This is a genomic window from Skermanella aerolata KACC 11604 (assembly GCF_000936425.1).
Taxonomy (GTDB): domain Bacteria; phylum Pseudomonadota; class Alphaproteobacteria; order Azospirillales; family Azospirillaceae; genus Skermanella; species Skermanella aerolata.
The window spans coordinates 63260-88777 of the sequence record NZ_AVFK01000024.1 but is presented as its reverse complement, the minus strand read 5'-3'; the positions used below and the strand labels follow the sequence as shown (position 1 = coordinate 88777).

The window sequence follows — 25518 nt, the reverse complement described above, 5'->3', positions numbered from 1 at the left end:
CTGGTACGGCGGTTCAGGGGCTTTGCCGCAAGGGCCGCCGCGCGTCGGTGAAGGCCGCTTTCAAACCGACGGCGGTGACGGTCAGGAGATCGTCGTCGGACCAGCCGAAATGCCGTTTCGCCACGCCGTACTCGTGCCCGATGGAGGTTCCGAAATAGGGCGGATCGTCGCTGTTGAGGGTGACGGCGCAGCCGGCGGCGCGCAGCCGGTCGAGCGGGTGGGCGGCGTAGTCGGGATAGACCGCCGTGCGGATATTGCTGGTCGGGCAGACCTCCAGCACGATGCCTTCCTCGGCGATGCGGCTGACGAGGCCGGCGTCCTCGATGGCGCGGACGCCATGGCCGATCCGGCGGACCGGCAGGTTGTCGAGCGCGTCGCGGATGCTTTCCGGTCCGGCGGTTTCTCCGGCGTGGACGGTGCAAGCCAAACCCGCCTCCTGGTGAGCGATGGCGAAGACTCCGGCGAAGTCAGCGGCGCGCAGGTGGTTTTCGTCGCCGCCCATGCCGAAGCCGGTCAGGACAGGATGACGGTGGCGGGTGCAGGCCCTGGCGACTTCCAGCCCGCGCTCGACGCCGAAATGACGGACGCAGGTGACGATCAGGCGGGCCTGGATGCCGAAATCGGCCTCGGCGTCCTCAATTCCCTGGACGATCCCGTCGAGATGTCCCTGGAAGGACAAGCCGCCCTGTGCCGCGTGGTCGGGAGACGACATGACCTCGACGTAGACGGCGCCCTCGGCGGCGCAGCGGCGGAGATAGTCGTAGGTGACGTCGCGGTAGTCCCGGTCGGTCCGGATGACGGCGGCGGCATCGTCGTAGACCTTCAGGAAATGCAGGAAATCGCTCCAGGCGAACTCGCCCTGCCGGTCGAACAGATCGGGCGGCAGCGACATCCCGTGCCGGGCCGCCAGCGAGCGCACCAGTTCCGGCGTGGCGGTGCCTTCCAGGTGGACGTGCAGTTCGACCTTCGGGATACCAGCGGGAATCTCGGCTGGAGCAGCGGCGGTCAGGGTCATGGCATCGTGGCCTTTGCGGTCGCATCCGTGACGGGCCGAGGCGGCCGGCGCGTCTCCCGGTGGAGAATATAGAGGCCGCTGGCCGACACTATCAGGGCGCCGGTGACGATCGGCGCGGTGGGCAAGTCGGCAAAGACCAGATAGCCGAACAGGACGGCCCAGATCATGGCCGTATACTCGAACGGCGCCAGGGTCGCGGCGGGCGCCGAGCGGAAGGCCTGCGTCATCAGGATCTGGGCGCAGCCGCCCAGCAGGCCGACGGAGACCAGCAGGGCGAGACCCGCCAGGTCGGGCGTCTTCCAGTCCGGCAGCATGCCGATGAAGCCTACTCCCAGTCCGGTCAGGGTGAAGTAGAAGACGATTGCGGCGTTCGTCTCCGTCCGGCTCAGCTTGCGCACGAAGATCATGGCGAAGGCGTAGAACACGGCGCCGACCAGCGGGATCAGCGCTATCGGGGAGAACACCCCCGCACCCGGCTGGATCATGACGACGACGCCGATAAATCCGACGCCGACGGCGCTCCAGCGCCGCCAGCCGACCGGTTCGCCCAGCATCGGGCCGGACAGGGCCGTCAGGAATAGCGGACCGGCGAAGTGGATCGCATAGACGTCGGCCAGCGGCATGTACTTGTAGGAATAGAAGAAGCACAGCAGCGCCGCCGTTCCGATCAGGGAGCGCAGGACATGGCCGCCGGGGCGGGCGGTCCGGATCGCCATGAGTCCGCCGGAGCGCATGACCAGAACGCCGATCGGCAGCAAGGCCAGGGCCGAGCGGAAGAAGACGATCTGGAAGGTCCCGTAGTCGGCGGACAGCAGCTTTATCAACACGTCCATGACCGAGAATAGGACCAGGGCGGACACCAGGAAACCGATGCCGCGAAGACTTTCCGATTGAGGAGGCACTATGACAACTGGAACTCAGTGAGCGAGGCGACGAGCCACGGGGGAGGTGGGGACCGGCGCGGGAGCGCCGATGGTGAAGGCGGCACGGACCGCGTCGGCGGCGGCTTCCGCCTCGTCCTCGCTGCGGGCGTGGACGATGGCCAGGGGTCCGGACTGCGGACTGCCCTGGGGGCCGGCGGCGGCGCCCAGGCCGGCGACGGCGGACAGGCCTACCGCCGGGTCGATCGGGTCCTGGACGCGGGAGCGCCCGCCGCCCAGCGCCACCACGGCGACGCCGAGCGCGCGGGTGTCGATGGCGGCGATGGAGCCGGACGCGTCAGCGTGGACTTCGCGCACGACCGGAGCGGATGCTAGGTAGCGATCAGGGTTCTCCATCAGGTCGGCCGGACCGCCAAGCGCCGACACCATGCGGCCGAAACGTTCGGCTGCGGCTCCGCTGGAGATAACGTCGTCGAAGCGGGTTCGGGCGGCTGCCGTGTCGGGGCAGAGTCCACCGAGGACCAGCAGTTCGGCACTAAGGGCGGCGGTGACCTCATAAAGGCGCGGATCGTGGCCGGCGCCGGTCAGCAGGTCGATCGATTCGCGGACTTCCAGCGCGTTGCCGGCGGTGCGGCCCAGCACCTCGTTCATATCGGTCAGCAGGGCCACGGTCGGCATGCCGGCTCCGGTAGCGACGGTGACGATGCTCTCTGCCAGGGCCACCGCGTCATCGAACTCGGCCATGAACGCGCCTGAGCCGAACTTGACGTCCATGACCAAGGCGTCCAGGCCGGCGGCCAGCTTCTTGGACAGGATCGAGGCCGTAATCAGGTCGAGCGACTCGACCGTGGCGGTGATGTCGCGGACGGCGTAGACGCGCTTGTCGGCGGGAGCGAAGGCGTCGGTGGCGCCGATGATGGCGCAGCCGGCGTCGCGGATCACCCGTTCCAGGGTGGTGCGGTCGGGGAGGGAGACGTAGCCGGGAATGCTGTCGAGCTTGTCCAGCGTACCGCCGGTATGGCCGAGCCCCCGCCCCGAGATCATCGGCACGAAGCCGCCGCAGGCGGCGATGGCGGGGGCCAGGATCAGGCTGACCTTGTCGCCGACGCCCCCGGTCGAGTGCTTGTCGAGAATCGGGCCGGGGAGGTTGAGCGGCTTCCAGTCCAGAACGGTGCCGGAACGGGTCATGGCGAGTGTCAGGGCAACCCGCTCGTCCAGGTCCATGCCGCGAAAGAGCACCGCCATGCAGAAGGCGGCGATCTGGCCTTCGGTCACGGCGCCCGATGTGACGCCCTGGATGAAGCGCTGAATCTGCGCCTCGTTCAAACGGCCGCCGTCGCGTTTGACGCGGATGATTTCCTGGGGGAGCATGGTTCTGGTCGCTCTTCTTGATTGGTTGGCAGGTCTTGATTGGTTAGCGGTCGGTCGGTCCAATACCAGCGGCATTCGCTCGATCGGAAACGTTAGATGTCGGGCTGAAGAGGCCCGACCTACGTCAGCGTGCTTTTGCCAGCATATTTTTTGTAGGTCGGGCCTCTTCAGCCCGACATCTCTGCTAATACCCGCCGGACGGCTTACGGCCTGTCGTAGTCTGGCCCAGATCGGCGAGCAGCGCATCCAGCAAACCGCTGGCGCCGAAGCGGAAAGTTGACGGCGTCGCCCAGCCGGGGCCGAGGAGGACGTTGGAGAGGTAGAGGTACCCGGCGGCTCCCGCCGTGTCGCGGATGCCTCCGGCCGCCTTGAAGCCTACTGGGCGGCCGCAGTCGCGGATCACCGCCATCATGATCGCGGCGGCTTCCAGGGTCGCCGCCGGGTTGAGCTTGCCGGTGGAGGTCTTGATGAAGTCGGCCCCGGCGGAGATGGCGTCGCGGCTCGCCTGCTCGATCAGGCCGGCATCGTCCAGGCCGCCGGTCTCCAGGATCACCTTCATCAGGACGCCGTCGCCGCAAGCGTCGCGGCAGGCGCGGAGGACGTCGTGCGGGATCGTGCGCTCGCCCGACTGGAAGGTGCGCCAGGGCAGGACGACGTCGATCTCGTCGGCGCCGGCCCTGACGGCGGCTTTGGTGTCGGCGGAAACGGCGGCGGCATCGGTACCGCCGGCGGGGAAGTTGATCACCGTAGCGATGGCGACGCCCTTGTTGGAAAGGCGCTGCTTCGCCAGCGGAACGAAGCGGGGGTAGATGCAGACGGCGGCGACGCCGCCCGCTTCCGTGACCGCGCGGTCGCACAGGGCCGCGATCCGCTCGTCCGTGTCGTCGTCGTTGAGGCTTGTCAGGTCGAGCAGGGGCAGGGCGCGGGCGGCGATTTCCGCACTGGCCGGCGCGGTGCGGGCCTCCTCGACGAGGCGGTTCAGGGTCGCGTCCAGTTTGGTCAACGGTCCAGTCCTTCCAGGAATCCTACGATCAGCCTTTCCAGGTCGGCTGCCGCCGCGTTGGCGGCGCGGAGCGTCTGGTCATGGCTGACCTCGCCGTCGCCAAGGCCGACGCCGAGATTGGTGATGACGGCGCAGCCGACGACGTCCAGGCCGCAGTGGCGGGCGACGATGCATTCCGGCACCGTGGACATGCCGACGGCATCGGCGCCCAGAAGCTTCAACATGCGGACTTCGGCGGGAGTTTCAAATGTCGGGCCGAGCCATGCTGCGTAGACGCCGGTCGCAAGGGCGATTCCTAATCCTTCGGCGGTCCAGGCCAGATGCCCGGTCAGGTCGGGATGCCAGGCGTCGGTCAGGCTGGGGAAGCGCGGGCCGAAGGCGTCGTCGTTGGGGCCGACCAGCGGGTTGGTGCCCTGCATGTTGATGTGGTCGGTGATCGCCATCAGGCGGCCGGGACCGACCTCCGTCCGGAGCGAACCGGCGGCGCAGGTCAGGAACAGCGTCTCGCAGCCGACCAGCTTGAGGGTGCGGATGGGGAGCTTGATGGCGGCAGGCCCCGTCCCCTCGTACAGGTGGACGCGGCCCTGCATGCAGGCGACGGGTTCGCCGCCGAGCTTGCCGAGCACCAGCTGTCCGGCGTGACCGTGGACTCCCGGACGCGGGAAGCCGGGCAGGTCGGCGTAGGAAATCGTGACGGCGTCCTCGATCCGGTCCGCCAGCCCGCCGAGGCCGGACCCCAGTACGATGCCGACGCGGGGCTTGAAGCCGGGCGCGCGCTCGGCGATGACTTTGGCGGCGTCTGCCGGGGTGGCGGCTGGGCTGGACATGCGGGTTGGCTCCTCAGAAGCTCAGGTTTTCGGGGCCGAAGGAGAACGGCAGCAGCTCGTCCAGCGTCACGGTCTTGCGCACCCCTTCGGGACCGCAGACGTGGACCTGGACATCGGGCGCGCAGAACTCGCGCAGGCGCTGACGGCAGCCGCCGCAAGGCGTGCAGAGCATGCCGTCGCCCGGCTTGCCGCCCATCACGACGACCTCGACGATCCGGCGGTCTCCCCCTGCGATCATCATGCCGATGGCGCTGGCCTCGGCGCACTGGCCCTGGGGATAGGCCGCGTTCTCCACGTTGGCGGCGGCGTAGAGCGCGCCGCTGTCGGTCCGGAGGCAGGCGCCGACGGGGAAGTTGGAATAGGGCGCGTAGGCGTTCTTCATCGCCGCCGCCGCGTGGCGGATCATGGTGTCGAGTTCGCTGCTCATCGCTCTTTCACATAAGGGATGCCGATGGCCCTGGGGGGTACCGCCCGGCCGACGAAGCCCGCCAGCAGGAACACGGTCAGCACGTAGGGCAGCATCTGGATGAACTGGACGGGAATGATCCCGATACCGGGGATGTCGACGCCCTGGAGCCGGATCTGCACCGCGTCGGCGAAGGCGAACAGCAGGCAGGCCGCCAGCGTCGGGCCGGGCCGCCATTTGCCGAAGATCAGGGCCGCCAGCGCCAGATAGCCCATGCCGGCGGTCATGTCGCGGACGAATCCCGCTCCCTGTGCGGTCGAGAGGTAGGCGCCCGCGGCACCGGTCAGGGCGCCGCAGATCGTCAGCGCCTGATAGCGGAGCTTGGCGACGGAGATGCCGGCGGTGTCGACGGCGCTCGGGTTCTCGCCGACCGCCCGCAGGCGCAGGCCTAAGCGGGAGCGGAAGACGATCCAGCCGGTCAGCGGGACCGCCAGGGCTGCCGCATAGACCAGGATGTTATGGCCGCTGATCACCTCGCGGTAGAGCGGGCCGAGGATCGGCACGGCGTCGCCGATGGCACTCGCGAAGGGCAGGGTGATCGGATCGAAGCGCTCGCCCTGCTGGAGCAGGGGCGTCTGTCCGCCTTGCTGGAACCACGCGAAGGCAAGCGTCGGCGTCAGGCCGGAAACCAGGATGTTGATCGCCATGCCGCTGACCACCTGGTTGCCGTGATGAGTGACCGAGGCATAGGCATGGACCATCGACAGCGCGAAGCCGGCTGCGATGCCGGCGGCAAGGCCGAGCCAGGGGCTCCCGGTGACCGATGCGACGGCAGCGGCGGCGAAGGCACCCGCCAGCATCTTGCCTTCCAGGCCAATGTCGACCACGCCGGAGCGCTCGGCGAACAGGCCGGCCAATGCTGCCAGGACCAGGGGTGCCGCGGTGCGCAGCGTGCCGTCGAGGACCGAGAGGAGGGTCAGGTAATCCATGGGTCGTCTGGCTCCGGAGGTCAGGCGGCCGGGGCCGGTTGGGAGGCGGTGCGGCGGAACAGCGCTTCGATCCGGGGGCGGAACAGGTTTTCCAGGGCGCCGGCGAACAGGATCACGAGGCCCTGGATCACCACGACCATCTCCCGGTTGATCGACGGGAAGTCGAACGCCAGTTCGGAGCCGCCCTGGTAGAGGGCACCGAAGAGCAATGCCGCCAGGACGATGCCGATGGGATGGTTGCGGCCCATCAGGGCGACCGCGATGCCGACGAAGCCGACACCGCCGGTGAAGCCCAGGATCAGGCGGTGATGCACGCCCAGCACCTCGTTCAGCCCGACGAAGGCGGCGAGCGCCCCGGACAGCGCCATGGCGAGGACGATGTTGCCGGCCGGCGAGATGCCGGCATAGACGGCGGCGCGCTCGTTCTGGCCGACGGTGCGGATCTCGTAGCCCCAGCGGGTGTGCCAGACGAAGACCCAGAACAGGACGCAGCAGACCAGCGCCCAGACGAAGGACAGGTTGAGCGGGGAAGCCGGAATCCGGAGCCCTACCCAGCCCAGCGCCTGATGCATGAAGGGCAGCCAGGCCGTTTCGGCGAACTGGCGGCTTTCCGGCGATTGCTGACCCGGTGCTATCAGCACGTCCACCAGCAGCCAGGTCATGATCGAGGCCGCGATGAAGTTGAACATGATCGTCGTGATGACGATGTGGCTGCCCCGGCTCGCCTGGAGGTATGCCGGGATGAAGGCCCAGGCGGCCCCGCCGGCGGCGCCCGCGACGATGCCGAGCAGCGCCACGACCGGCCAGGGCAGCCAGCCTAGATAAAGGGCGACCAGCCCGATGGCGAGGCCGCCGATATAGGCCTGTCCTTCGCCGCCGATGTTGAACAGCCCGCAGTGGAACGCCACGGCGACCGCCAGACCGGTGAAGATGAAGTTGGTCGCATAGTAGAGCGTGAAACCGATGGCCTCGGGATAGCCGAACGAGCCGTAGAGCAGGACCTGCATCGCGGCGATCGGGTTTTCGCCGATGACGAGGATGACGAGGCTGGACACCAGCAGCGCCGCTACGAGGTTGAGCAGCGGCAGCAGGGCGTAGTTCACCCATCCCGGCACCTCCCCCGGCTGCCCGAACCCTTTAACCTTGCCTGCGGCTGTCGTTCCGGATGTCATGCCGAGCGCCTGTCCCCGATCGTGATCTCTTCAGCGAACTTGTCCGGTTGGAACTTGCCCGGTTGCCGGTGCGGAGGCAAGGCGGATGGGCCGGGCCTCGTGAGTGATTTCTAAACTACTCCTTATGGTATAGAAGTTCCTCGCGGTTGCACGGGGACAAGGAGAGGGCCGATGCCGTCCGATACGGGTTTTGTTCCCAAGGGGCTCGCCGGCCCCGGCGCCGCCACCTTGTTGGAGACCGACATGTTCCGGCCGGTCTACCGGCCGATGCAGGGCGAGCGGTGGCGGCTCGACGTCGTGCCGATGTGCATGGCGCCGGGATACTGGAGCGGACCACGGCTGGTCACCGACATGGCGGCGCTGCTGCGGGTCGAGGACGAGGGCCGAAGCGTTCGGACTTGGATGTCGATGACTCCCATGGAGATCGAGAGCCAGGAACTGGGCTGCCGCGCCGCCGCCGGCCACACCGTGGTGATGGGGCTGGGAATGGGCTGGGCCGCCGCCAACGCGGCTTTACAGCCCGAGGTCACTGCCGTGACTGTGGTCGAGTTCGACCCCGAAGTCATCTCGATGATCGGCGAGATCGGCGTCTTCGGGCAACTGCCGGAGGACGCCCGGTCGAAGATAACCATCGTGCGGGGCGACGCGCTGGCCTATGTGCCGGATACTTCGGCAGATACCCTGCTGGCCGATATCTGGCTGTCGATCAACGGCCCTGGGCGGGCGGGGCAGGTGCAGTCGATGCGCGCGAATACGAGAGCTGCCAGGGTCTATTTCTGGGGCCAGGAGATGGTCATCGCCGGAAGGGCGCGGGCACTTGGGCTGCCGCTGGAACCCGACGATGCGGGACGGGCCAGCGTGGAGCGGATCATCGCGGAACTGGGCTTGCCGCTGATCGGGCCGGAACTGCCGGACTATCCGGAACGGGTGGTGCTGGCCGCCGCCCAGTGGCTGCGTGAAGCCTGAGAGCGCGTTGCGGCGATATCTATGAAGAAATCAGGAGCGTTAAATGTCGGGCTGAAGAGGCCCGACCTACAGGGGCGTGCTTGTGTACGATGGCAGGAGCGCAGGTCAAAAGAATCGTGTGCTTTGTAGGTTGAGCCTCTTCAGCCCGACATCCCGGCCGGAACTCACCGATCAAGCTTCAGCGCCGTTGGTGGAATTCCAAAACGGCCTTAACCGCCGTTTAACGGCATCATGATATCCATATGACCTTGCCAGAGTAATAATCTTCCCGAGGGTGGCGGGCCGACATCAGGACGACGTGTGGGAGATGAGTGAAGAATCGGCGCCGGGAAAGCCCTGGAAGAAAAAGCTCCTTGCGTGGTGGGAAGGCTACGACCTGCCGGAGAACAAGGACGACAAGCATGAGCAGGAACCGCCGGTCGCGGCGGCCCCTGCGGGCACCAAGCCGGTCCTGACCGGTGTCACGTCCCGGTTCGGAAAGCCGCTGTGGTCGGCGACCCGCATCGAGGTGGTCGAGAAGCTTTGGGGCGAGGGTTTCACCACGCCCGGCGGTGACGACTACATCCCCCAGTTGGTCAAGCCGCTTGGGCTGAACCCCGCGATGAGCGTGCTGGATCTGGCGGCGGGTCTTGGGGGCGCCGGGCGCAAGATGGCGGCCCAGTACGGCTGCTGGGTTACCGGGATGGAGGCGTCGCCCGTTCTCGCCAAGGAGGGCATGGAGCGGTCGGTCAAGTCGGGCATGGCCAAGCAGGCGACGATCGTCCATTACGATCCGGAGAACTTCAAGCATCCCAAGCGCTTCGACTGCATCTTCGCCAAGGAATTCTTCTGCTTCGTCAAGAACCGTGAAGGGCTGCATGACGGCATCGAGCTGAGCCTGAAGCCGCGCGGGCAGCTGCTGTTCACCGATTACGTCTTCGACAAGGAGGAGCCGCGCTCGGCGGCGGTCAAGGACTGGATCGCGAAGGAACCGGTCGAGCCGTTCCCGCTGACCATGCAGCAGACTGTCAGTTCGCTCCAGCAGCGCAACCTGGATATCCGGATCAACGAGGACATCACCGACGCCCATCGCACGCTTATACTGGCGGCCATCCAGTCGCTGACCGAGTTCCTGGCGAGCAGGAGCCTGGACCACGATACCAAGCTGGCCGTTGTCGAGGAGGTCGAGCAGTGGGCAAGGCGGGTCGCCGCACTCCAGAGCGGGTTGCGGGCCTACCGGTTCTTCGCGTTGAAGCTGGCCGATGGTTCGGAGGGCTGAGTCCGGAATTCGCTTCGCTCTACACGCCGAAATACAGGCGCTTATTGACATTAGGTGTCCGTATCCATATTTTCCGCCGCTCTTGTGACTTAGCCTCCGACCTAGCCTCTTTAGGACTTGAAACGATGAAGATCGTCAACTCGCTGAAATCCATGAAGACCCGGCACAAAGCCTGCCGCGTGATCCGCCGCAAGGGCCGCGTCTACGTCATCAACAAGCAGAACCCCCGCTTCAAGGCACGCCAGGGCTGAGCGTGCGAAACGGGAGAGCCCGTATCTCCGGGAGGTGACCGCGCCGATGCTTTCGGCGCGGTTTTGCTTTTTGCGGCCGGGGTTTTTCGAGGCAGTTTTTCGACCCGCTTTTTCGAATCGGGGAGCTGCCGGCTTCTCTCCTCCGACAGTGCACTTGTTCCTTAAAGTGGTGATACCACTTTACTTGACGGCCATAATTTTCCACATTGGCTATCGCTTAAGAACAAGAGACGTGACGGCGTCGATTCCGGTTATCGGAATCATGAGCTGTCCGCTGGAGGAGGAACCACGGCATGAAGATGCCCACGCCAGACGCTTCGGTGCTCGCCCGCCGGGTCGAGATCGCAAACGCGCTCAGGGCCATCGTGCCGGGTGAAGGCGTCATCGTCGAACAGGACGAGATGCGCGTCTACGAAACCGACGCCCTGACCGCCTACCGGCAATTGCCGATGATCGTCGTTCTGCCGAAGACGACCGAGCAGGTTTCCCAAGTCCTCAAATATTGCAACGAGATCGGGATCAAGGTCGTCCCGCGCGGAGCCGGCACGTCGCTGTCCGGTGGAGCGCTGCCGCTGGCTGACGGCATCATCCTGGGACTCGGCAAGTTCAACAAGATCATGGACATCGACTACGGCAACCGGACCGTCACGGTCCAGCCGGGCGTCACCAACCTGGGCATCACCAACGCGGTGGCGCATGAGGGCTTCTATTACGCGCCGGACCCCAGCAGCCAGATCGCCTGCACGATCGGCGGCAACATCGCCGAGAACTCCGGCGGGGTCCACTGCCTCAAATACGGGTTGACCACCAACAACGTCCTCGGCATCGAGATGGTGCTGATGAACGGCGACGTCGTGCGGCTGGGCGGCAAGCACCTGGACAGCGACGGCTACGACCTGCTCGGCATCATGACGGGATCGGAAGGGTTGCTGGGCGTCGTCACCGAGGTGACGGTGCGCATCCTGAAGAAGCCAGAGACGCTTCGGGCCGTGCTTATCGGCTTTCCCAGCAGCGAGACCGGCGGGGACTGCGTCGCCGCCATCATCGCGGCCGGCATCATCCCCGGCGGCATGGAGATGATGGACAAGCCGGCGATCCACGCGGCGGAGGAGTTCGTCCACGCCGGCTATCCGCTGGACGTCGAAGCGATCCTGATCGTCGAGTTGGACGGGCCGGAGGCGGAGGTCGACCACTTGATCGGCGAGGTCGAGACGATCGCCCGCAAATGCGGGGCGGTGTCGATCCGCGTCAGTTCGTCAGAGGACGAACGGATGGTGTTCTGGGCCGGGCGCAAGGCGGCTTTCCCCGCCGTCGGGCGGATCAGTCCGGACTACCTGTGCATGGACGGCACGATCCCGCGCAAGGAACTGCCGCTGGTGCTGAACCGGATGGCGGAGATGTCGGAGCGCCACGGATTGCGGGTCGCCAACGTCTTCCACGCGGGCGACGGCAACCTGCACCCGCTGATCCTCTACGATGCCAACAAGCCGGGCGAGTTGCAGGCTGCGGAGGACTTCGGCGCGGATATCCTGAAGCTGTGCGTCGAGGTCGGCGGCGTGCTGACCGGTGAGCACGGAGTCGGTGTCGAGAAACGCGACCTGATGATCCATCAGTTCACTGAAACCGACATGAACCAGCAGCAGCGGGTCAAGTGCGCCTTCGACCCCGACGGCCTGCTGAACCCCGGCAAGGTGTTCCCGCAGCTTCACCGGTGCGCCGAACTGGGCCGCATGCATATCCACCGCGGCCAGTTGCCGTTCCCCGATCTTCCGCGCTTTTAAGGGCTGGCATGACGACTCATTTGAAGCCGGCGGACGCGGCGCAGGCGCTGGAAGCCGTCCGCTGGGCCATTTCCGAGGAAACCCCGCTGGAACTGGTCGGCCATGGCACCAAGCGGACGCTGGGCCGGCCGTTCCAGGCGACCCACACGCTGGACGTATCGGACCTGTCGGGCCTGAAGTTCTATGAACCGGCGGAACTGGTGCTGTCGGCACAGGCCGCGACGCCTTTGGCCGAACTGGAGGCGCTGCTGGACGAGAACCGCCAGCAATTCGCCTTCGAGCCGCCCGACTTCGGGCCACTGCTCGGTGGCGAGGCCGGCAAGCAGACGATCGGCGGCGTGGTGTCGTGCAATCTGGCCGGTCCCCGGCGGGTCAAGGCCGGGGCGGCGCGCGACCACTTCCTAGGGTGCAAGGCGGTCAGCGGTCGCGGCGAGGCCTTCAAGGCCGGTGGTCGCGTCGTGAAGAACGTCACCGGCTATGACCTGCCGAAGCTGCTCGCCGGGTCATACGGCACGCTAGCGCTGCTGACGGAAGTCACGCTGAAGGTGCTGCCGGCGCCGGAGAATACCAGGACGGTCCTGATCCGGGGGCTGGACGATGCGACGGCGATCCGGGTCATGGCGCTGGCGCTTCAGAGTCCCTATGAGGTGGCGGCGGCGGCCCACATTCCGGCAGCCCTGGCGGGCGGCGTCGGGGTCGAGGAGCTTGGCAGCGGTGTTGCGGCGACGGCGATCCGGCTGGAAGGCTTCGGACCGTCGATCGAGTACCGGGCCGGCAAGTTCCGCGACCTGTTCCGGGGCTTCGGCAGCGTCGAGTTCCTGGAGCTAGAACCGTCGCTGGCGTTCTGGGCGGCGGTCAGGGACGTAAAGCCGTTCGTCGCCAACCCGGAACGTCTGGTCTGGCGCCTGTCGGTGCCGCCGGCGGATGGCGCGCGAGTGGCGGCCGACATCGCCTCCAGGCTTCCGGCGGAGGCTTATTTCGACTGGGGCGGCGGGCTGATCTGGCTGGCGGTCGATCCTACGGTCGAGCGCGCGGGTCAGGACGTGATCCGTGAAGCCGTTGGTCTCGGCGGCGGCCACGCGACGCTGATCCGGGCGCCCGATACGGTGCGGGCCTCGGCGGACGTCTTCCATCCCCAGGCAGCGACGCTGGCGGCCTTGTCGGCACGCGTCAAGGAATCCCAGGACCCCAAGCGCATCTTCAATCCCGGCCGTATGTACGCCGGAGTCTGACGCGGAGAACCGCCTTGCAGACCAATTTCTCTCTGGCCCAGCTTGCCGACGCCGATACGCGCGAATCCGAAAAGATCCTGCGCGCCTGCGTCCACTGCGGCTTCTGTACCGCGACTTGTCCGACCTATGCCCTGCTGGGCGACGAGCTGGACAGCCCGCGTGGCCGCATCTACCTGATCAAGGACATGCTGGAGAACGACAAGCCGGCGACCGATCAGGTGGTCAAGCATATCGACCGCTGCCTGTCGTGCCTGTCCTGTATGACCACGTGTCCGTCCGGCGTGCATTACATGCACTTGGTCGACCATGGCCGTGCGCATATCGAGAAGACCTACCGCCGTCCCGCCTCGGAGCGGCTGATGCGCAAGATGCTGGCGACGGTGCTGCCGCGACCGGCTCTGTTCCGGATGGCCCTGATGGCGGCCAAGGCCGGGCGGCCCGTGGCAGGCGTATTGCCGTCCAAGCTCAAGGGCATGCTGGCGCTGGCGCCGAAGAAGATCCCCGGTCCCAGTCCGGTGGACAAGCCGCAGGTGATCCCGGCGGAGGGGACGCGGCGGAAGCGGGTTGCGATCCTGAACGGCTGCGCCCAGCAGGTGCTGAACACGGCGATCAACGAGTCGACGGTGCGGCTGCTGACCCGCCACGGGGTCGAAGTGGTGGTCGCCAAAGGCGCCGGGTGCTGTGGCGCGCTGACCCATCACATGGGACTGACCGACAACGCCCACGGCTATGCCCGCGCCAATATCCTGGCGTGGACCAAGGAGATCGAGAAGGGCGGGCTGGACGCCGTCGTCGTCAACACGTCCGGCTGCGGAACGACCGTCAAGGACTATGGCTTCATGTTCCGCGAGGACAAGGATCTGGCGGACAAGGCGGCCCGCATCTCGGCGTTGGCCAAGGACGTGACCGAGTTCATGGCGGAACTTGGCTTGGGCGAGCCGGTGGTCGAGACGGGGCAGGTGGTGGCCTACCACTCCGCCTGTTCGATGCAGCACGGCCAGAAGATCAAGACGCCGCCGCGCGCGCTGCTGGGCAAGGCCGGCTTCCAGATCCGCGAGGTTCCGGAAGGGCATCTGTGCTGCGGTTCGGCCGGTATCTACAACCTGGTCCAGCCGGAGATCGCGGGGGAGCTGCGCGAGCGCAAGGTCCGCAACATCGAGAGCACCAAGCCGCAGGTGATCGCTGCGGGCAATATCGGCTGCATGACCCAGATCGGCTCGGGCACGTCGATCCCGATCGTCCACACGGTCGAGCTGCTGGACTGGGCGACAGGCGGTCCGCTGCCGGAGGCGTTGAGGGGAAACCCCGACTTCGCCGCCCGCCCGAAGACGGATGCGGCGGAGGTGCAGGCGGCGGAGTAGGATAGGGCTGGTGATCGACTGCTGGAGGGATCAAATCGCCGGTACGCGGAGCAGTCGTTCATCGAAAACGAATGTGCTTGTGCCAATTACTTCAATCTTGTGAGCGTCAGGATGGTCTGGATTGATCAGCACGTTGGTTTCGACCGGTACGATGATCGATGGCACCAGAAGGAGTGCCGAACGTCGTTCCTTGAGCCAGCGCGTGTCGAACTCGCGCGATGAATGTTCATCCGTCAGGATGAGGTCCCTTGCCCGGACCTTTTCAGCCGACAAGGCTATTTCATCAGGGATAGCGATTTCGATCAGTTTGAAGCTGTCGGGAATATCGGCCTGATCGATATCGAGGTGGACCAGGATTTCCAGCAGTGCCGTGGACGCGCTGGCAGCGGCATAGACGATGGAATGCCCTTTACTGTGCCAGCGACCTGCCACATGCAAGCCGCCGATCCCTTGAAGATCGGTGAAGCGACTGAGGCGCCAGACGATCAATTTCAGGCGGCCATGCCATGCTCGATGCGGGTCAGCATGTTTTCGACCTCCCTGCCGCCGTATTCGGTGATGAGCATTTCGACGCAGGTCTTGCCATTGAATGCCTTCTTCGGCTTTCTCAGCCAGCGCCAAGCTTTTTCAGGGTTGCCGAAAACTTCCTTGGCACGGACAGCGGTACGGATCAGCCGAATCGCACGATCGCTTTCATCAAGGCTTAGATTACGGGATGAGGGAAATCCGCAGAGAAAGATAAGATCGAACGTTTCCTCGGTCGTGTAGCCGGTTTCCTTGACTTGGTTAAGCGTACCTATCGGTAAGCCGATGGCTGCGGCGTCAGCCAGATCCAGGCCATCCATCTTGACGATACATGGCGCAGCGCGGTCAGAAACTTCATGGATGGAGGAGCTTTCAATTTGCTCCTGGGTGTCTTGAACGGCCTCGCAGTCCCTGATTTTTGCCTCGACGATAGCTTGAATGAAGGCTGATTGTCTCAGCATTAAACAGACGAAGTCCTTAAAACCTTTATCTAAGGTTCCATTGAGTTTTTCAACAGAAAATTTTTTGGAATTGTTTGATGCTTTTCTGCAATATCTTTTCTTCTAACTCTCTTTCTACGAGAGTGTGTTCGGCGAATATTTCTGTGTCCGTCGTTATTTGACGGGACGCACGTCCCATCACGCCGTAGCGCTTACGCTCGGCGGCTTGTCATGAGCGAAGTTGAGCCATGGGTTATCAAGTCCAGCCGAGCAAGGTGCTTGGGTATCAAATGGCTCGCCTATGACTTTTGAGCAATGAACTTTAACCTATGAAAGTCTCGCTCAAAAATTGAGAAACTTCTAAGGTTAATAAAACTCAGCCAGGGTGGCGGTCACCATGCACAAATACAGATTGCTTTTGGCCGGCTTTACCATGGTTTCGATGGTGACCCTCGACGGGCGGGAACTGAAAGCGGAGGAACCGGTAGGTCAAATTAAGACTATTGCCGGAGTGGGAGCGGTTATTCGGGGCGCACAGTCCGTCCCTGCCGAGGTCGGGCAGGAAATCTACCGGAACGACCGTATACAGACCGGCGCGAACGACAGTCTGGGTATTACGTTCAGGGACGGCACCCAAGTCTCCCTCGGGGCCGGCAGCGATTTTCTGGTTCGAGACTTCGTATTCGAGCCTCAGAAGGGAAAGCTTTCCTTCGTCGTCTCGATCCTGAAAGGCTCGCTGGTTTACATCTCCGGAAGGATCGCCGCCCTGATGCCTCAAGCCGTCGAGATCAAGACGGTCAACGGGACGATAGGGGTGCGGGGTACGCGCTTCGCCGCGCGGGTTCCCCCGGCCGATCGCGGCGACCATGGGGCGATACCATGAGCCGCGCCGCTCGCCGTTCGATTTCCGGTTTGCTTCTGGCCGCCTTGCTGGCGGGGTGTCAGGCCTTGCCGCCCGCCGGACAGGCCGAGGAGGGCGACCGCGAGTTCCTGTCGGCCCTGGCGACCCGCTACGAGGCGCTCGGCGCCAGCGAAGCGGAGCAGTACGACTGGCCGGACAGCTGGTGGTATGCGCGCCGTGCCGTGCGGGCCTCCGCCGGATATCCGGTCGAGCCGGTCGATCCGGCGACGCGAGCCCTGTCCGGCCCGGCACGCGAGAACCTGGGATCGGCGCGCGCCGACCTGCTGGGCGTTCTGGACGGCGGGGGGCGCATCCTTGCCCCGGAGCCTTCGGCCAGGGCTCAGGCGGCCTTCGATTGCTGGGTGGAGCAGCAGGAAGAGGGTTGGCAGACCGCCGATATCGAGCAGTGCCGGAGCGAGTTCGTGCAGGCGCTGGGCGAGGCGAGGCTTGCCGCCCGGAGCGAACTGGTCGTCCTGCTGCCGGGGGAAAACGGCGCGGGAGCGGTCGCCGTCCAGACCCGGGGCGGACGGCAGGCACTCGACCGGCCCTATGCCGCAAGCGCTTCGAGCAGCCCCGACGCCGTTCCGGCCGACCGGGGCGATCTGTCGCCGGCAGCGGTTTCCGGCCTGTTCGGCGATGCGCTGAATGCCGTGCCCCAGGCTCCGGTGAGCTTCATCCTCCAGTTCGAGGCGGGCGGGCAGGATCTCACCGACGCGTCGAAGCAGGTCCTGCTGGACCTGACCGCGGATATCCGGAGGCGCCGGGTTCCCGACCTGACCGTGATCGGCCACACCGACCGCGCCGGGGCCGCACCGTCCAACGAACGTCTGGCGCGGTCGCGGGCCGAAACCGTTGCCCGGCTGATCGAGGCGGAAGGCGTCCCCGCCGGCGCCATCGACGTCAAGTCGTTCGGAGAGACCGATCCGCTGGTCAGGACGGCCGATGGGGTGGCGGAGCCGCGCAATCGCCGCGTCGAGGTGATGGTCCGGTGAGCGGGATGCCGCTCCCCAGGATCGGCGTTCCGGCGGGCATGACCGATCTGTACGACCCGGTGGCGGCCGCCGTCGAAGGGTTCGGCAAAGGACCGGCCGACGGTCGCCGCTCCCGCATGGCGTGGATCGTGGCGCTGGTGCTGGGCCTGCTGGTCCTGCGATGGGCCGATCCGCTGCCGCTGGAACTCATGCGCCTGAAGGCATTCGATCTTGCCGCCACGTTCTGTCCGGCATCCGGGGAGAGCGGGCAGACCGTGGCGGTCGATATCGACGATGCAAGCCTTCAGGCGGTCGGGCAATGGCCCTGGCCGCGCGGGATCATGGCACGTCTGGTCGAACGGCTCGGCGGCATGGGCGTGAGGACTGTGGTCTTCGCCGTCGTCTTCGCGGAGCCCGACCGGTTGTCGCCGCCCCGGTTGGGCTCCTTGCCCGGATTGCCCGCCGGTGTGTCCGGAATCCTGGGATACCTGCCGGATACCGACCAGACCTTCGCCAATTCCCTGCGCCGTGTTCCCGTCGTCCTGGCGCAGATGCTCTCCGAGATGCCGGCGCGAGGCGCGCCCTGGCGGAACGGGCCGGATGGGTCCGCCGGGCCTGACGGCTCCGCCGGTTCGGTCGCCCGGCCGGTCCAGGTCCAGGGGCGGTTCGGCATGGTCGGGCCGGACAAGTCTTTCAAAATGCCCGCACATACGGGATTGGTGGACAATATCCTGGTCCTGCGCGACGCGGCCGCCGGTGCCGGGGTGGCGGCGCTGGTCCAGGACGCCGACGGGATCGTGCGTCGCGTCGTCGCGGTCGCCCAGGCGGATGGCAGGCTGGTGGCCGGTCTGGGACCCGAGGCGGTCAGGGTCGCGGAGAAACGGTCGGGATTTCTGATCGAGGCCAACGGGCTTGGGGTGGAGGCGCTGCGCATCGGGGAACACCGGGTACCGCTGGATGCGAGCGGCTTCTTCCGCCCCAGGCTGTGCGGTCTGGACACTCTGCCGGTCGTCCGGGCGGTGGATGTGCTCGACCGCGGCGGCAACGCCGATCTGCTGCGGAACCGGATCGCCGTCGTCGGAGTTTCGGCACGGGGGGTCGGTACTCTCTGGCGCACCGCGTCCGTGAAATATCCGGTTCCCTCCGCCATCCTCGAAGCCGGTGTGATAAACGACGTTTTGCGGGGTCAATGGCTGCAGCGGCCGGTCTTCGCCGGTTTGCTGGAAATCCTGGCGATGATCGGCGGCGTGACGGCCGTCGGAAGGCTGGGAGGACAAAGGGCACGCTGCATCGCATCGCTCGGCCTGATCCTGGGCTCGGCGGTTCTGGTGCTGCTGACGATGTGGGGCGGCGGCTTGCTGTTCGATTGGACGCTGCCGGTGCTCGGCCTGCTGCTGGCACCATTGGTGGCGGGGCTTGCGGAGCGGCGGCACGAGCGCGGCGCGCAGCGCCGGCGCGACCGGTTCATGAGGCATGTCGTCGATGCCAGTCCCGACCCCATCCTGACGGTATCGGGCGAAGGGGACATCCTTTCCTGCAACAGGCCGGCAGCGGCGCTCGGCATGTGCCCGCAGTCGGGTCTTTACGGAACGGCGGCGCCCCTGTTCGGCCTTGCGCCCGCCGATCTGCGAATCCTGATCCAGAGTTGTCTTGCCGGAGTTCCGGTCCAGCCGGTCGAGGTCACGATGAGAGGGGCTGGAAGCGAGCCGGTGTGGCTCGAATTGGCAGTCGGCGTCCTGGATGTCGATTCGGTCATCCTGATCGGCCGCGACATAACCCGCAGGAAGGAGGCGCAGGCCCGGCTGGCGCATGCGCTGGCGGACAACGAAGCGCTGTTGCGGGAAGTCCATCACCGGGTCAGGAACAACCTGCAAGGCATCTGGGGTGTCATCGCGCTGGAAAAATCCGCCCTGACCGATCATCCGGAGGCGCTGGAGCGATTGTCGGCCATCCAGGATCGCCTGCTGGTGCTGGGACGAATCCATGGGCAACTTGCCCGGACCGGCGATCTGGCGCGGATCGACGTGACGGCCCAGGTCGAACAGTTGTGCCGTTCGTTCACCGACCCGCGCATCGGGGACGGCACGATCGTCATCGAGGTCGGCGCGGCGCCGCTGGGCTGCCACATCGAAACCGCCATGCCGCTTGGGCTGATCATCAACGAACTGGTGAGCGAGCGTCTGAAGGACGCGTTTCCCGACGGGCGTCATGGCAAGATCGCCGTCCGGCTGGGGCGGTCCGGGGAAACGGTCGTGCTGGAGGTCGCGGACGATGGTCCGGTGCCCTGGCCGCAAGGGGCGGAAAGCGTCGGCAACGTTCTGCTGGCGGCGCTGGCGGGGCAGCTGGAGGCTGTCCTGGAAAGCGGCGGGGCGGAGGATCACAGGGTCCGGGTGATCATGCCGGGCCGCTTGTTCGACTGACCGGGCGGTGGGCAACATGGGCCAATCCGACGCGACCGGTTGCGCCGGCCGGTGGCCAACCGTACACAGGAAGCGTAGATATAGGGGATCGCAATTTCGTGAATGCGGCAAGATCCGCCTGGAGACGCTTTGGACGGAGATCATGGACACGAGGTGACGGGCGCTATGGCCGGCGGCCGTACCAAGGCCGACGCGGCGAACCCGGTACAGGCGCTGAGCCGGGCGCTCGACCTGCTGGAATGTATCGCGGCGGCGGAAGCAGGGCTGGGACTCGGCGAACTGGGACAGGCGACCGGTCTGCCGCCCAGCACGGTCCACCGGCTGCTGAAGAGCCTGGAGCAGCGGCATTACGTCGTCCATGACGAGGACCGCGGGCGCTGGTTCATCGGGGTGCAGGCGTTCAGCGTCGGCGGCGCTTTCCTGCGCGGGCGGAACTACGCGGCGCTGGCCCGGCCGATCATGCGGCGGCTGATGGAAGAGGCGGGTGAAACCGTCAATCTGGCGGCGGAGGACCGGGGCGAAGCGGTGTTCCTGGCCCAGGTCGAGTGCCGCCAGATGATGCGGGCGCTGTCGCAGCCCGGCATCCGGGTGCCGCTGCACTGCTCCGGCGTGGGTAAGGCGCTGCTGTCCGCCCTTCCGGCCGAGGAGGCCGGCGAGACGCTGGCGGGAGGGATGGCGGTCGGCCTGACGGACAAGACGATCACCGACCCGGAAAGCCTGCTGCGGGAACTGGCCGTCAGCCGCGAGCGCGGCTACGCGATCGACGACGAGGAACACGCGATCGGGCTGCGCTGCGTCGCGGCCCCCATCCACGACGAGCACGGCCGCCCCCTGGCGGCACTGTCGGTATCGGGTCCGACGGCCCGCATCCCCGACGACCGCATAGCGGCGCTGGGTGCCATGGTCGCGCGGGCGGCCGCCGAGGTGACGGCGACGGTGGGCGGCAGGCCGCCCGGCGGCTGAGTCGTTGGGAATATCGAGTCGTTGGGAATATCGAGTCGTTAGGAATAACGAGTCGTCAGGGAGCCGGGTCGGCAGGCGGCGTCAGGGCCTCGGTTCCGTCTTTCGAGGCGAGGGTGGCTTCGCGGCGTCGGCGAGCGGAGTGGTAGTGCTCCAGCACCCAGTTCAGGTGGGCGGTCATCGCGGCTGCCGCCGCATCGGGTTCGCGGCGGTCGATGGCGCGGTGGATCGCCCTGTGCTGGGCCAGGACGATCCTGTCCTCGCTACGGTCGAACAGCTCATGCCGGTGGAATTCCAGCATCTGGGTCAGGGTGTCGCGGATCACCGATAGGATGTGCATGTAGATCGGGCTGCCGGCGGCCTTGCCGATGGCGATGTGGAAGTCCACGTCGTCGGTGGCCCGCAGCTTGCCGCGCGACGGTTGAGCCATGGCCACGACCGTCCGGCCGATCTCGGCGACCTGCTCGGCGGTCGCGTTGATGGCGGCGCGGCGAGCCGCCCATGATTCCAGGATGACCCGGATTTCCGCCAGATCGTAGAGGTTGTCGAACTTGATCCGGATCATCTCCGTCAAGGCGGGGTCCATGTCGCCGGCGGTGGAGAGCACGCGTGTCCCTCCTCCCTGGACCGCGGTCAGGAACCCTTGCGTCTTCAACTGCTGGAGGGCGGCGCGCACCGATACGCGGCTGACGCCCATCTGTTCGGCAAGCTGGCGCTCACCCGGCAGGCGCTGGCCGGGAGTCAGTTCGCCGTGGGCGATCATGTCGAGGAGTTTAGCCGCGACCCTGTCGGAAACCCGGTCTCCGCCGTACTTGGCTACAGGTTCGGTCGCCTCGGTCGCGTCGGTCAATTACGCCTTCCTCCAGGTCGTTTCTTCTCGATACGGTCGGACATGGTAGTACCAGACGAGTATCCGCGCCAGAGCGTTGCGGAACCCGCTTCGGCATTTTGAATCAATTTGGTGGGAAAGCAACATGGTGCTGGTGCAGCATTCGGCAAAAGAAAGTTTATGTCCGATGCCGGATTCGGCATCGATGCGGGCAATATAATCTATAAGTCTTCTAATTATTCTGTTGCCGAGTATTTCACCGGCTGCCCCGGCGGGCCAGGAAGATGCCGGCGAGGACGATGACGGCACCGGCCGCCTGGAGAAAGCTCAGGGGTTCCGACAGCAGTATCCAGGCGAAGACGGCTGCGGCGGCGGGCTGGAGGAGCAGGCTGACGGAGGAGAAGGCCGGCGGCAGGTGGGCGAGCGCGTAGGCGATCAGGCTTTGGCCTCCGGCATGGCTGATGACTCCGAGGGCGGCCAGGACGGCCCAGCCGTAGAGGGTGGGCGGGGCCAGGCTTTCGCCGGAGAGCAGGGCCAGCGGGAGCAGGGTCAGGCCGCTGACCAGACCGGTCCAGGTCATGATCGTGGCGGTCGAGAACTCGGCCCGCAGGCGTCCGACCGACAGGATGTAGCCGGCGTAGAACATGGCGGTGACGATGCCGAGCGCGTCGCCGAACAGATGGCTGGCGCTGAGGTTCATGCTCTCGCCCATCAGCACGACGGCGCCGCCGATCGCCAGGGCGAGGCCGCCGATGAAGGTGCGGGAGAAGCGCTGCTTGAAGACCGCCCAGGCGACCAGAGTCACGAAGATGGGGGCGAAGTTGGCGAGCAGGGTGGAGTTGGCGACCGAGGTGAACTGGATAGACCAGTGCCACACCGCCAGATCGCCCGCGAAGAACAGCCCGGCCCAGATCAGGCGGAGGTAGTCGCGTCTGGTGGAAGGGCGGCGGGGCGGGTTGGCGCTCCGGCTTTCCAGCACCATCCAGGCGAAGACCACCGGCATCGCGAAGCCGATGCGCCAGAAGGCGGTGGCGACCGGACCGATCTCGCTCAGGCGGACGAAGATCGGCGACAGGGCGATGCCGAGCGCACCGATCAGCAGACCGATCAGGGCGAGGCGGGCCTTGGCCTCGGAGGCGGCGGTGTCGTGATCAGTCGGATCGGCGTTGGCGGCGGGCGGAGTGGTGGGCATCGCTGGTGCTTCTGAGTGAGCTGGTGCTGGCGGTTCAATCCCTCATGGACACCGGATCGGCTGGTTTGGCAAGTGCCTGCGGCATCGGCCGGGGAGGATCGGACCGATTGTGTCTTACGGGGCATTTCGTCGCGGCTCGTTTCAGGTATAGTGCGCGCCATGTCTTCTGCTTCCACGGCTCCCAAGCCGGCGGCGCTGCCGCCTCTGCTCGGTCCCGGCGACCCGCCGCCGGTGACGGTGCTCAACCGCGAGGGCCGCGCGCCGGTCCTGCTGCTGTGCGACCATGCCTCCAACGCCGTGCCGGCGTCGCTTGGTACCCTTGGGCTGGATGACGAGGAGATGTCCCGGCATATCGCCTGGGACATCGGCGCCGCCGACGTCACCAGGGCGCTGATCGGACGGTACGATGCGGCGGCGGTGCTGTCGGGGTATTCGAGGCTGATCGTCGACATCAACCGCGACCTGGAAGACCCGACCTCCATCCCCGTCATCAGCGACGGGACGATCGTCCCGGCCAACCGGACGCTCAGCCCGGCCGAGGCGGCGGTGCGGATCGACGAGCTGTTCTGGCCCTATCAGACGACGGTGAGCGCCGAGATCGACCGGATGATGGAGCGCGGGCAGGTTCCGGCCATCGTGTCGATCCACAGCTTCACCCCCGTCATGCGCGACATCGACCGGCCCTGGCATATCGGCATCCTGTGGGATCAGGACGACAGGATGGCGGCGCCGGTGATCGAGAACCTGAAGCGTGATCCGCACCTCTGCGTCGGCGACAACGAGCCGTATACGGGCCGGAACTGCGAGGGATCGACCCTGGACCGGCACGCGACACAGCGTGGGCTGCCTAACCTTCTGGTCGAGATCCGGCAGGACCTGATCACGACACCGGAGGCCGCCATCGAGTGGGCGGACATCCTGGGGCGCGCCATGGACGAGGTCCTGGCCGATCCCGCTCTTTTCCGTATCCAGCACTTCTGAGGATCATGGCTGCCAAGGCTCCCAGCTTCACGCTCGGCATCGAAGAGGAATACCTGCTGGTCGACCGGCAGACCCGCGATATCGTGCCCGAACCCCCCGATGACATGCTGGCGGCGTGCGAGGCCGTGGCGCCCGATCAGGTCCATCCGGAGTTCCTGCGCTGCCAGATCGAGATCGGCACCCGCGTCTGTTCCGACCTGTCGGAGGCGAAGGGCGAGTTGTCGCGGCTGCGCCTGTCGGTGGCGGACGTCGTCAGCCGCTACGGGATGGCGCCTATCGCGGCCTCTACCCATCCCTTCGCGGTCTGGCTGCCGCAGAAGCACACCAATCGCGATCGCTACAACATGCTGGCCCGGGATATCGGCGCTCCGGCGCGGCGTCTGATGATCTGCGGCATGCATGTCCATGTCGGGATCGAGGACGAGAACCTGCGCATCGACCTGATGAACCAGGTGCGCTATTTCCTGCCGCATTTGCTGGCGCTGTCCACGTCGTCGCCGTTCTGGCAGGGCCAGGACAGCGGGCTGAAGAGCTACCGGCTGGCGGTCTGGAACGAACTGCCCCGGACCGGCATGCCTGAGGAGTATCATAGCTTCGGCGAGTTCCAGCAGCAGGTCGGGGCGCTGATCGAGGCCGGCGTGATCGAGGACGCGACCAAGCTGTGGTGGGACATCCGGCCGTCGAGCCGGTTTCCCACGCTTGAAGTGCGGATCAGCGATATCTGCACCCGGCTGGACGATACGCTGACGGTGGCGGCCTTCTACGTCTGCCTGCTGCGCATGCTGTGGCGGCTGCGGCGGGACAATGTCCAGTGGCGGCGCTACCGGAACCTGCTGATCGAGGAGAACCGCTGGCGGGCTCAGCGCTATGGCTTCGACGGCGGACTGATCGATTTCGGCCGGGGCGAGATCGTGCCCTATGATGAGTTGCTGGACGAGCTGATCGACCTGCTGCGCGAGGATGCGGAAGCGCTGGGCTGCGTCGACGCCATCGCCAATGCCCGCGACATCGTCAGCCGGGGCACCAGCGCACATCGTCAGGTCGCCGTCTACAACGAAGCGGTAGCGGCCGGCGCGGAGCCTCAGGAAGCGCTGAGGCAGGTGGTGGACTGGCTGATCGGCGAGACCCTGTTCGGCTTGGAGCCGGCGCCGTAGCGGACCAATTCGGCGAAACCCGCCGCCCGCTTAGCCACCTGTTCGGCGCGGTCGCGCATGTCGTAAGGAAGATGGGGTATCAGATCGATGACCATGCTCAACATCCCAAGGTTGGGAAACCGGGCCTAAACCAGCACCCTGAAGTTAGCTAAAATTAGCGTCTTTGGGAAACGAAATATGGAGGCGTTGCGCTATCCCTTACCAAATGCCATGTCAGGCAAGGGGTAACCGCGCCGATGGTCATAACGCGAAAATTCGAGGAGTCGAGACGATGACGACGGAACTGGACGAGCGGACGCGCACCGAACTGGAAGCCGCAGCCTTCCGGCAGTTGGTCGAACATCTGCGCAACCGTACCGATGTGCAGAACATCGACCTGATGAACCTTGCCGGTTTCTGCCGCAACTGCCTGTCCAAGTGGTATCGGGCCGCTGCCGAGGACAAGGGCCTGGAGATGAGCTACGACGACGCCCGCGAGATCGTCTACGGCATGCCGTACGAGGAGTGGAAGTCGAAGCATCAGGCGGAAGCGACGGTCGAGCAGCAGCAGTCCTTCGCGGCCGCCCAGGCGCGCGCCGACCACTGACCGGCGGCTACCGGCCTGGGCTTGATTTCGTGCAGGCCAGGGCACG

At 66.1% G+C, this 25518-nt stretch carries 25 protein-coding genes; 13 read left to right on the top strand and 12 right to left on the bottom strand.

Features of this window, described 5'->3' with window-relative positions; all coding sequences use genetic code 11:
• Nucleotides 1–13: 13 nt before the first annotated feature.
• The 8 genes from add to N826_RS24705 form a co-directional block, all read right to left on the bottom strand.
• A complete protein-coding gene (gene add / locus N826_RS24740; protein WP_044433074.1) occupies nucleotides 14–1015 on the bottom strand; it encodes an adenosine deaminase in 1002 nt (333 codons plus the stop codon).
• Entirely contained in the window at nucleotides 1012–1917 is a 906-nt protein-coding gene (locus tag N826_RS24735) for a DMT family transporter (protein WP_280178428.1), read from the bottom strand. The genes add and N826_RS24735 overlap by 4 nt, the downstream gene beginning before the upstream one ends.
• Before the next feature lie 15 nt (nucleotides 1918–1932).
• Nucleotides 1933–3267 carry a thymidine phosphorylase gene (deoA, locus tag N826_RS24730; RefSeq protein WP_044433072.1) on the bottom strand — a complete coding sequence of 445 codons (1335 nt, stop codon included), beginning with the start codon at nucleotides 3265–3267 and terminating at the stop codon, nucleotides 1933–1935.
• A gap of 184 nt (nucleotides 3268–3451) precedes the next feature.
• Complete coding sequence (deoC, locus tag N826_RS24725; RefSeq protein ID WP_244619448.1) at nucleotides 3452–4270, bottom strand: deoxyribose-phosphate aldolase; 819 nt, start codon at nucleotides 4268–4270, stop codon at nucleotides 3452–3454.
• Complete coding sequence (locus N826_RS24720) at nucleotides 4267–5097, bottom strand: purine-nucleoside phosphorylase (protein WP_044433071.1); 831 nt, start codon at nucleotides 5095–5097, stop codon at nucleotides 4267–4269. The genes deoC and N826_RS24720 overlap by 4 nt, the downstream gene beginning before the upstream one ends.
• 13 nt (nucleotides 5098–5110) lie before the next feature.
• On the bottom strand, nucleotides 5111–5524 hold the full coding sequence (gene cdd / locus N826_RS24715) for a cytidine deaminase (protein WP_044433070.1): 414 nt from the start codon (nucleotides 5522–5524) through the stop codon (nucleotides 5111–5113).
• Complete coding sequence (locus N826_RS24710) at nucleotides 5521–6492, bottom strand: ABC transporter permease (RefSeq protein WP_044433069.1); 972 nt, start codon at nucleotides 6490–6492, stop codon at nucleotides 5521–5523. The genes cdd and N826_RS24710 overlap by 4 nt, the downstream gene beginning before the upstream one ends.
• A 20-nt stretch (nucleotides 6493–6512) precedes the next feature.
• Nucleotides 6513–7664: an ABC transporter permease gene (locus N826_RS24705; RefSeq protein ID WP_044433068.1), complete on the bottom strand. Its 1152-nt coding sequence runs from the start codon at nucleotides 7662–7664 to the stop codon at nucleotides 6513–6515.
• Between the two features lie 171 nt (nucleotides 7665–7835).
• On the opposite strand from N826_RS24705, the gene N826_RS24700 reads away from it, so the two are divergent.
• From N826_RS24700 to glcF, 6 genes are all read left to right on the top strand, one after another.
• Nucleotides 7836–8630: a hypothetical protein gene (locus N826_RS24700; RefSeq protein WP_052831986.1), complete on the top strand. Its 795-nt coding sequence runs from the start codon at nucleotides 7836–7838 to the stop codon at nucleotides 8628–8630.
• Between the two features lie 307 nt (nucleotides 8631–8937).
• Entirely contained in the window at nucleotides 8938–9888 is a 951-nt protein-coding gene (locus N826_RS24695) for a methyltransferase domain-containing protein (protein WP_044433067.1), read from the top strand.
• Between the two features lie 125 nt (nucleotides 9889–10013).
• Entirely contained in the window at nucleotides 10014–10139 is a 126-nt protein-coding gene (gene ykgO, locus N826_RS24690) for a type B 50S ribosomal protein L36 (protein WP_012973122.1), read from the top strand.
• 293 nt (nucleotides 10140–10432) lie between these two features.
• Nucleotides 10433–11920 (top strand): FAD-linked oxidase C-terminal domain-containing protein, encoded by a 1488-nt coding sequence (locus tag N826_RS24685; RefSeq protein ID WP_044433066.1) that lies wholly within the window; start codon nucleotides 10433–10435, stop codon nucleotides 11918–11920.
• A gap of 8 nt (nucleotides 11921–11928) precedes the next feature.
• Complete coding sequence (glcE, locus tag N826_RS24680; protein ID WP_044433065.1) at nucleotides 11929–13152, top strand: glycolate oxidase subunit GlcE; 1224 nt, start codon at nucleotides 11929–11931, stop codon at nucleotides 13150–13152.
• Nucleotides 13153–13166: 14 nt separating this feature from the next.
• Nucleotides 13167–14513, top strand: coding sequence for a glycolate oxidase subunit GlcF (gene glcF / locus N826_RS24675; RefSeq protein ID WP_044433064.1), 1347 nt, complete (start codon nucleotides 13167–13169; stop codon nucleotides 14511–14513).
• A 30-nt stretch (nucleotides 14514–14543) separates the two neighbouring features.
• On the opposite strand, the gene N826_RS24670 is transcribed toward glcF, so the two are convergent.
• Both N826_RS24670 and N826_RS24665 read right to left on the bottom strand, forming a co-directional pair.
• Complete coding sequence (locus tag N826_RS24670; protein WP_044433063.1) at nucleotides 14544–15002, bottom strand: RES family NAD+ phosphorylase; 459 nt, start codon at nucleotides 15000–15002, stop codon at nucleotides 14544–14546.
• A 2-nt stretch (nucleotides 15003–15004) separates the two neighbouring features.
• A complete protein-coding gene (locus N826_RS24665) occupies nucleotides 15005–15499 on the bottom strand; it encodes an antitoxin Xre/MbcA/ParS toxin-binding domain-containing protein (RefSeq protein ID WP_084721155.1) in 495 nt (164 codons plus the stop codon).
• A gap of 364 nt (nucleotides 15500–15863) precedes the next feature.
• Between N826_RS24665 and N826_RS24660 the strand changes: the two genes are divergently transcribed.
• The 4 genes from N826_RS24660 (at nucleotide 15864) to N826_RS24645 (ending at nucleotide 20733) form a co-directional block, all read left to right on the top strand.
• Nucleotides 15864–16361, top strand: coding sequence for a FecR family protein (locus N826_RS24660; RefSeq protein WP_052831982.1), 498 nt, complete (start codon nucleotides 15864–15866; stop codon nucleotides 16359–16361).
• Nucleotides 16358–17371, top strand: a complete 1014-nt coding sequence (locus tag N826_RS40475; protein WP_052831980.1) for an OmpA family protein — start codon at nucleotides 16358–16360, stop codon at nucleotides 17369–17371. Before N826_RS24660 ends, N826_RS40475 begins: the two co-directional genes overlap by 4 nt.
• A gap of 5 nt (nucleotides 17372–17376) precedes the next feature.
• Nucleotides 17377–19770, top strand: coding sequence for a CHASE2 domain-containing protein (locus N826_RS24650; protein ID WP_044433062.1), 2394 nt, complete (start codon nucleotides 17377–17379; stop codon nucleotides 19768–19770).
• 129 nt (nucleotides 19771–19899) lie between these two features.
• Nucleotides 19900–20733 carry an IclR family transcriptional regulator gene (locus N826_RS24645; RefSeq protein ID WP_244619449.1) on the top strand — a complete coding sequence of 278 codons (834 nt, stop codon included), beginning with the start codon at nucleotides 19900–19902 and terminating at the stop codon, nucleotides 20731–20733.
• Between the two features lie 55 nt (nucleotides 20734–20788).
• Here N826_RS24645 and N826_RS45790 read toward each other — a convergent pair whose 3' ends face one another.
• Nucleotides 20789–21580 carry a FadR/GntR family transcriptional regulator gene (locus N826_RS45790; RefSeq protein ID WP_044433060.1) on the bottom strand — a complete coding sequence of 264 codons (792 nt, stop codon included), beginning with the start codon at nucleotides 21578–21580 and terminating at the stop codon, nucleotides 20789–20791.
• A 235-nt stretch (nucleotides 21581–21815) separates the two neighbouring features.
• Nucleotides 21816–22751 carry a DMT family transporter gene (locus tag N826_RS24635; protein WP_084721153.1) on the bottom strand — a complete coding sequence of 312 codons (936 nt, stop codon included), beginning with the start codon at nucleotides 22749–22751 and terminating at the stop codon, nucleotides 21816–21818.
• Nucleotides 22752–22910: 159 nt separating this feature from the next.
• Between N826_RS24635 and N826_RS24630 the strand changes: the two genes are divergently transcribed.
• From N826_RS24630 to N826_RS24620, 3 genes are all read left to right on the top strand, one after another.
• Nucleotides 22911–23732: an N-formylglutamate amidohydrolase gene (locus N826_RS24630; RefSeq protein WP_044433059.1), complete on the top strand. Its 822-nt coding sequence runs from the start codon at nucleotides 22911–22913 to the stop codon at nucleotides 23730–23732.
• Nucleotides 23733–23737: 5 nt separating this feature from the next.
• On the top strand, nucleotides 23738–24886 hold the full coding sequence (locus N826_RS24625; protein WP_044433058.1) for a carboxylate-amine ligase: 1149 nt from the start codon (nucleotides 23738–23740) through the stop codon (nucleotides 24884–24886).
• Between the two features lie 271 nt (nucleotides 24887–25157).
• Nucleotides 25158–25472: a DUF1244 domain-containing protein gene (locus tag N826_RS24620; protein ID WP_044433057.1), complete on the top strand. Its 315-nt coding sequence runs from the start codon at nucleotides 25158–25160 to the stop codon at nucleotides 25470–25472.
• The last annotated feature ends 46 nt before the right edge of the window (nucleotides 25473–25518 follow it).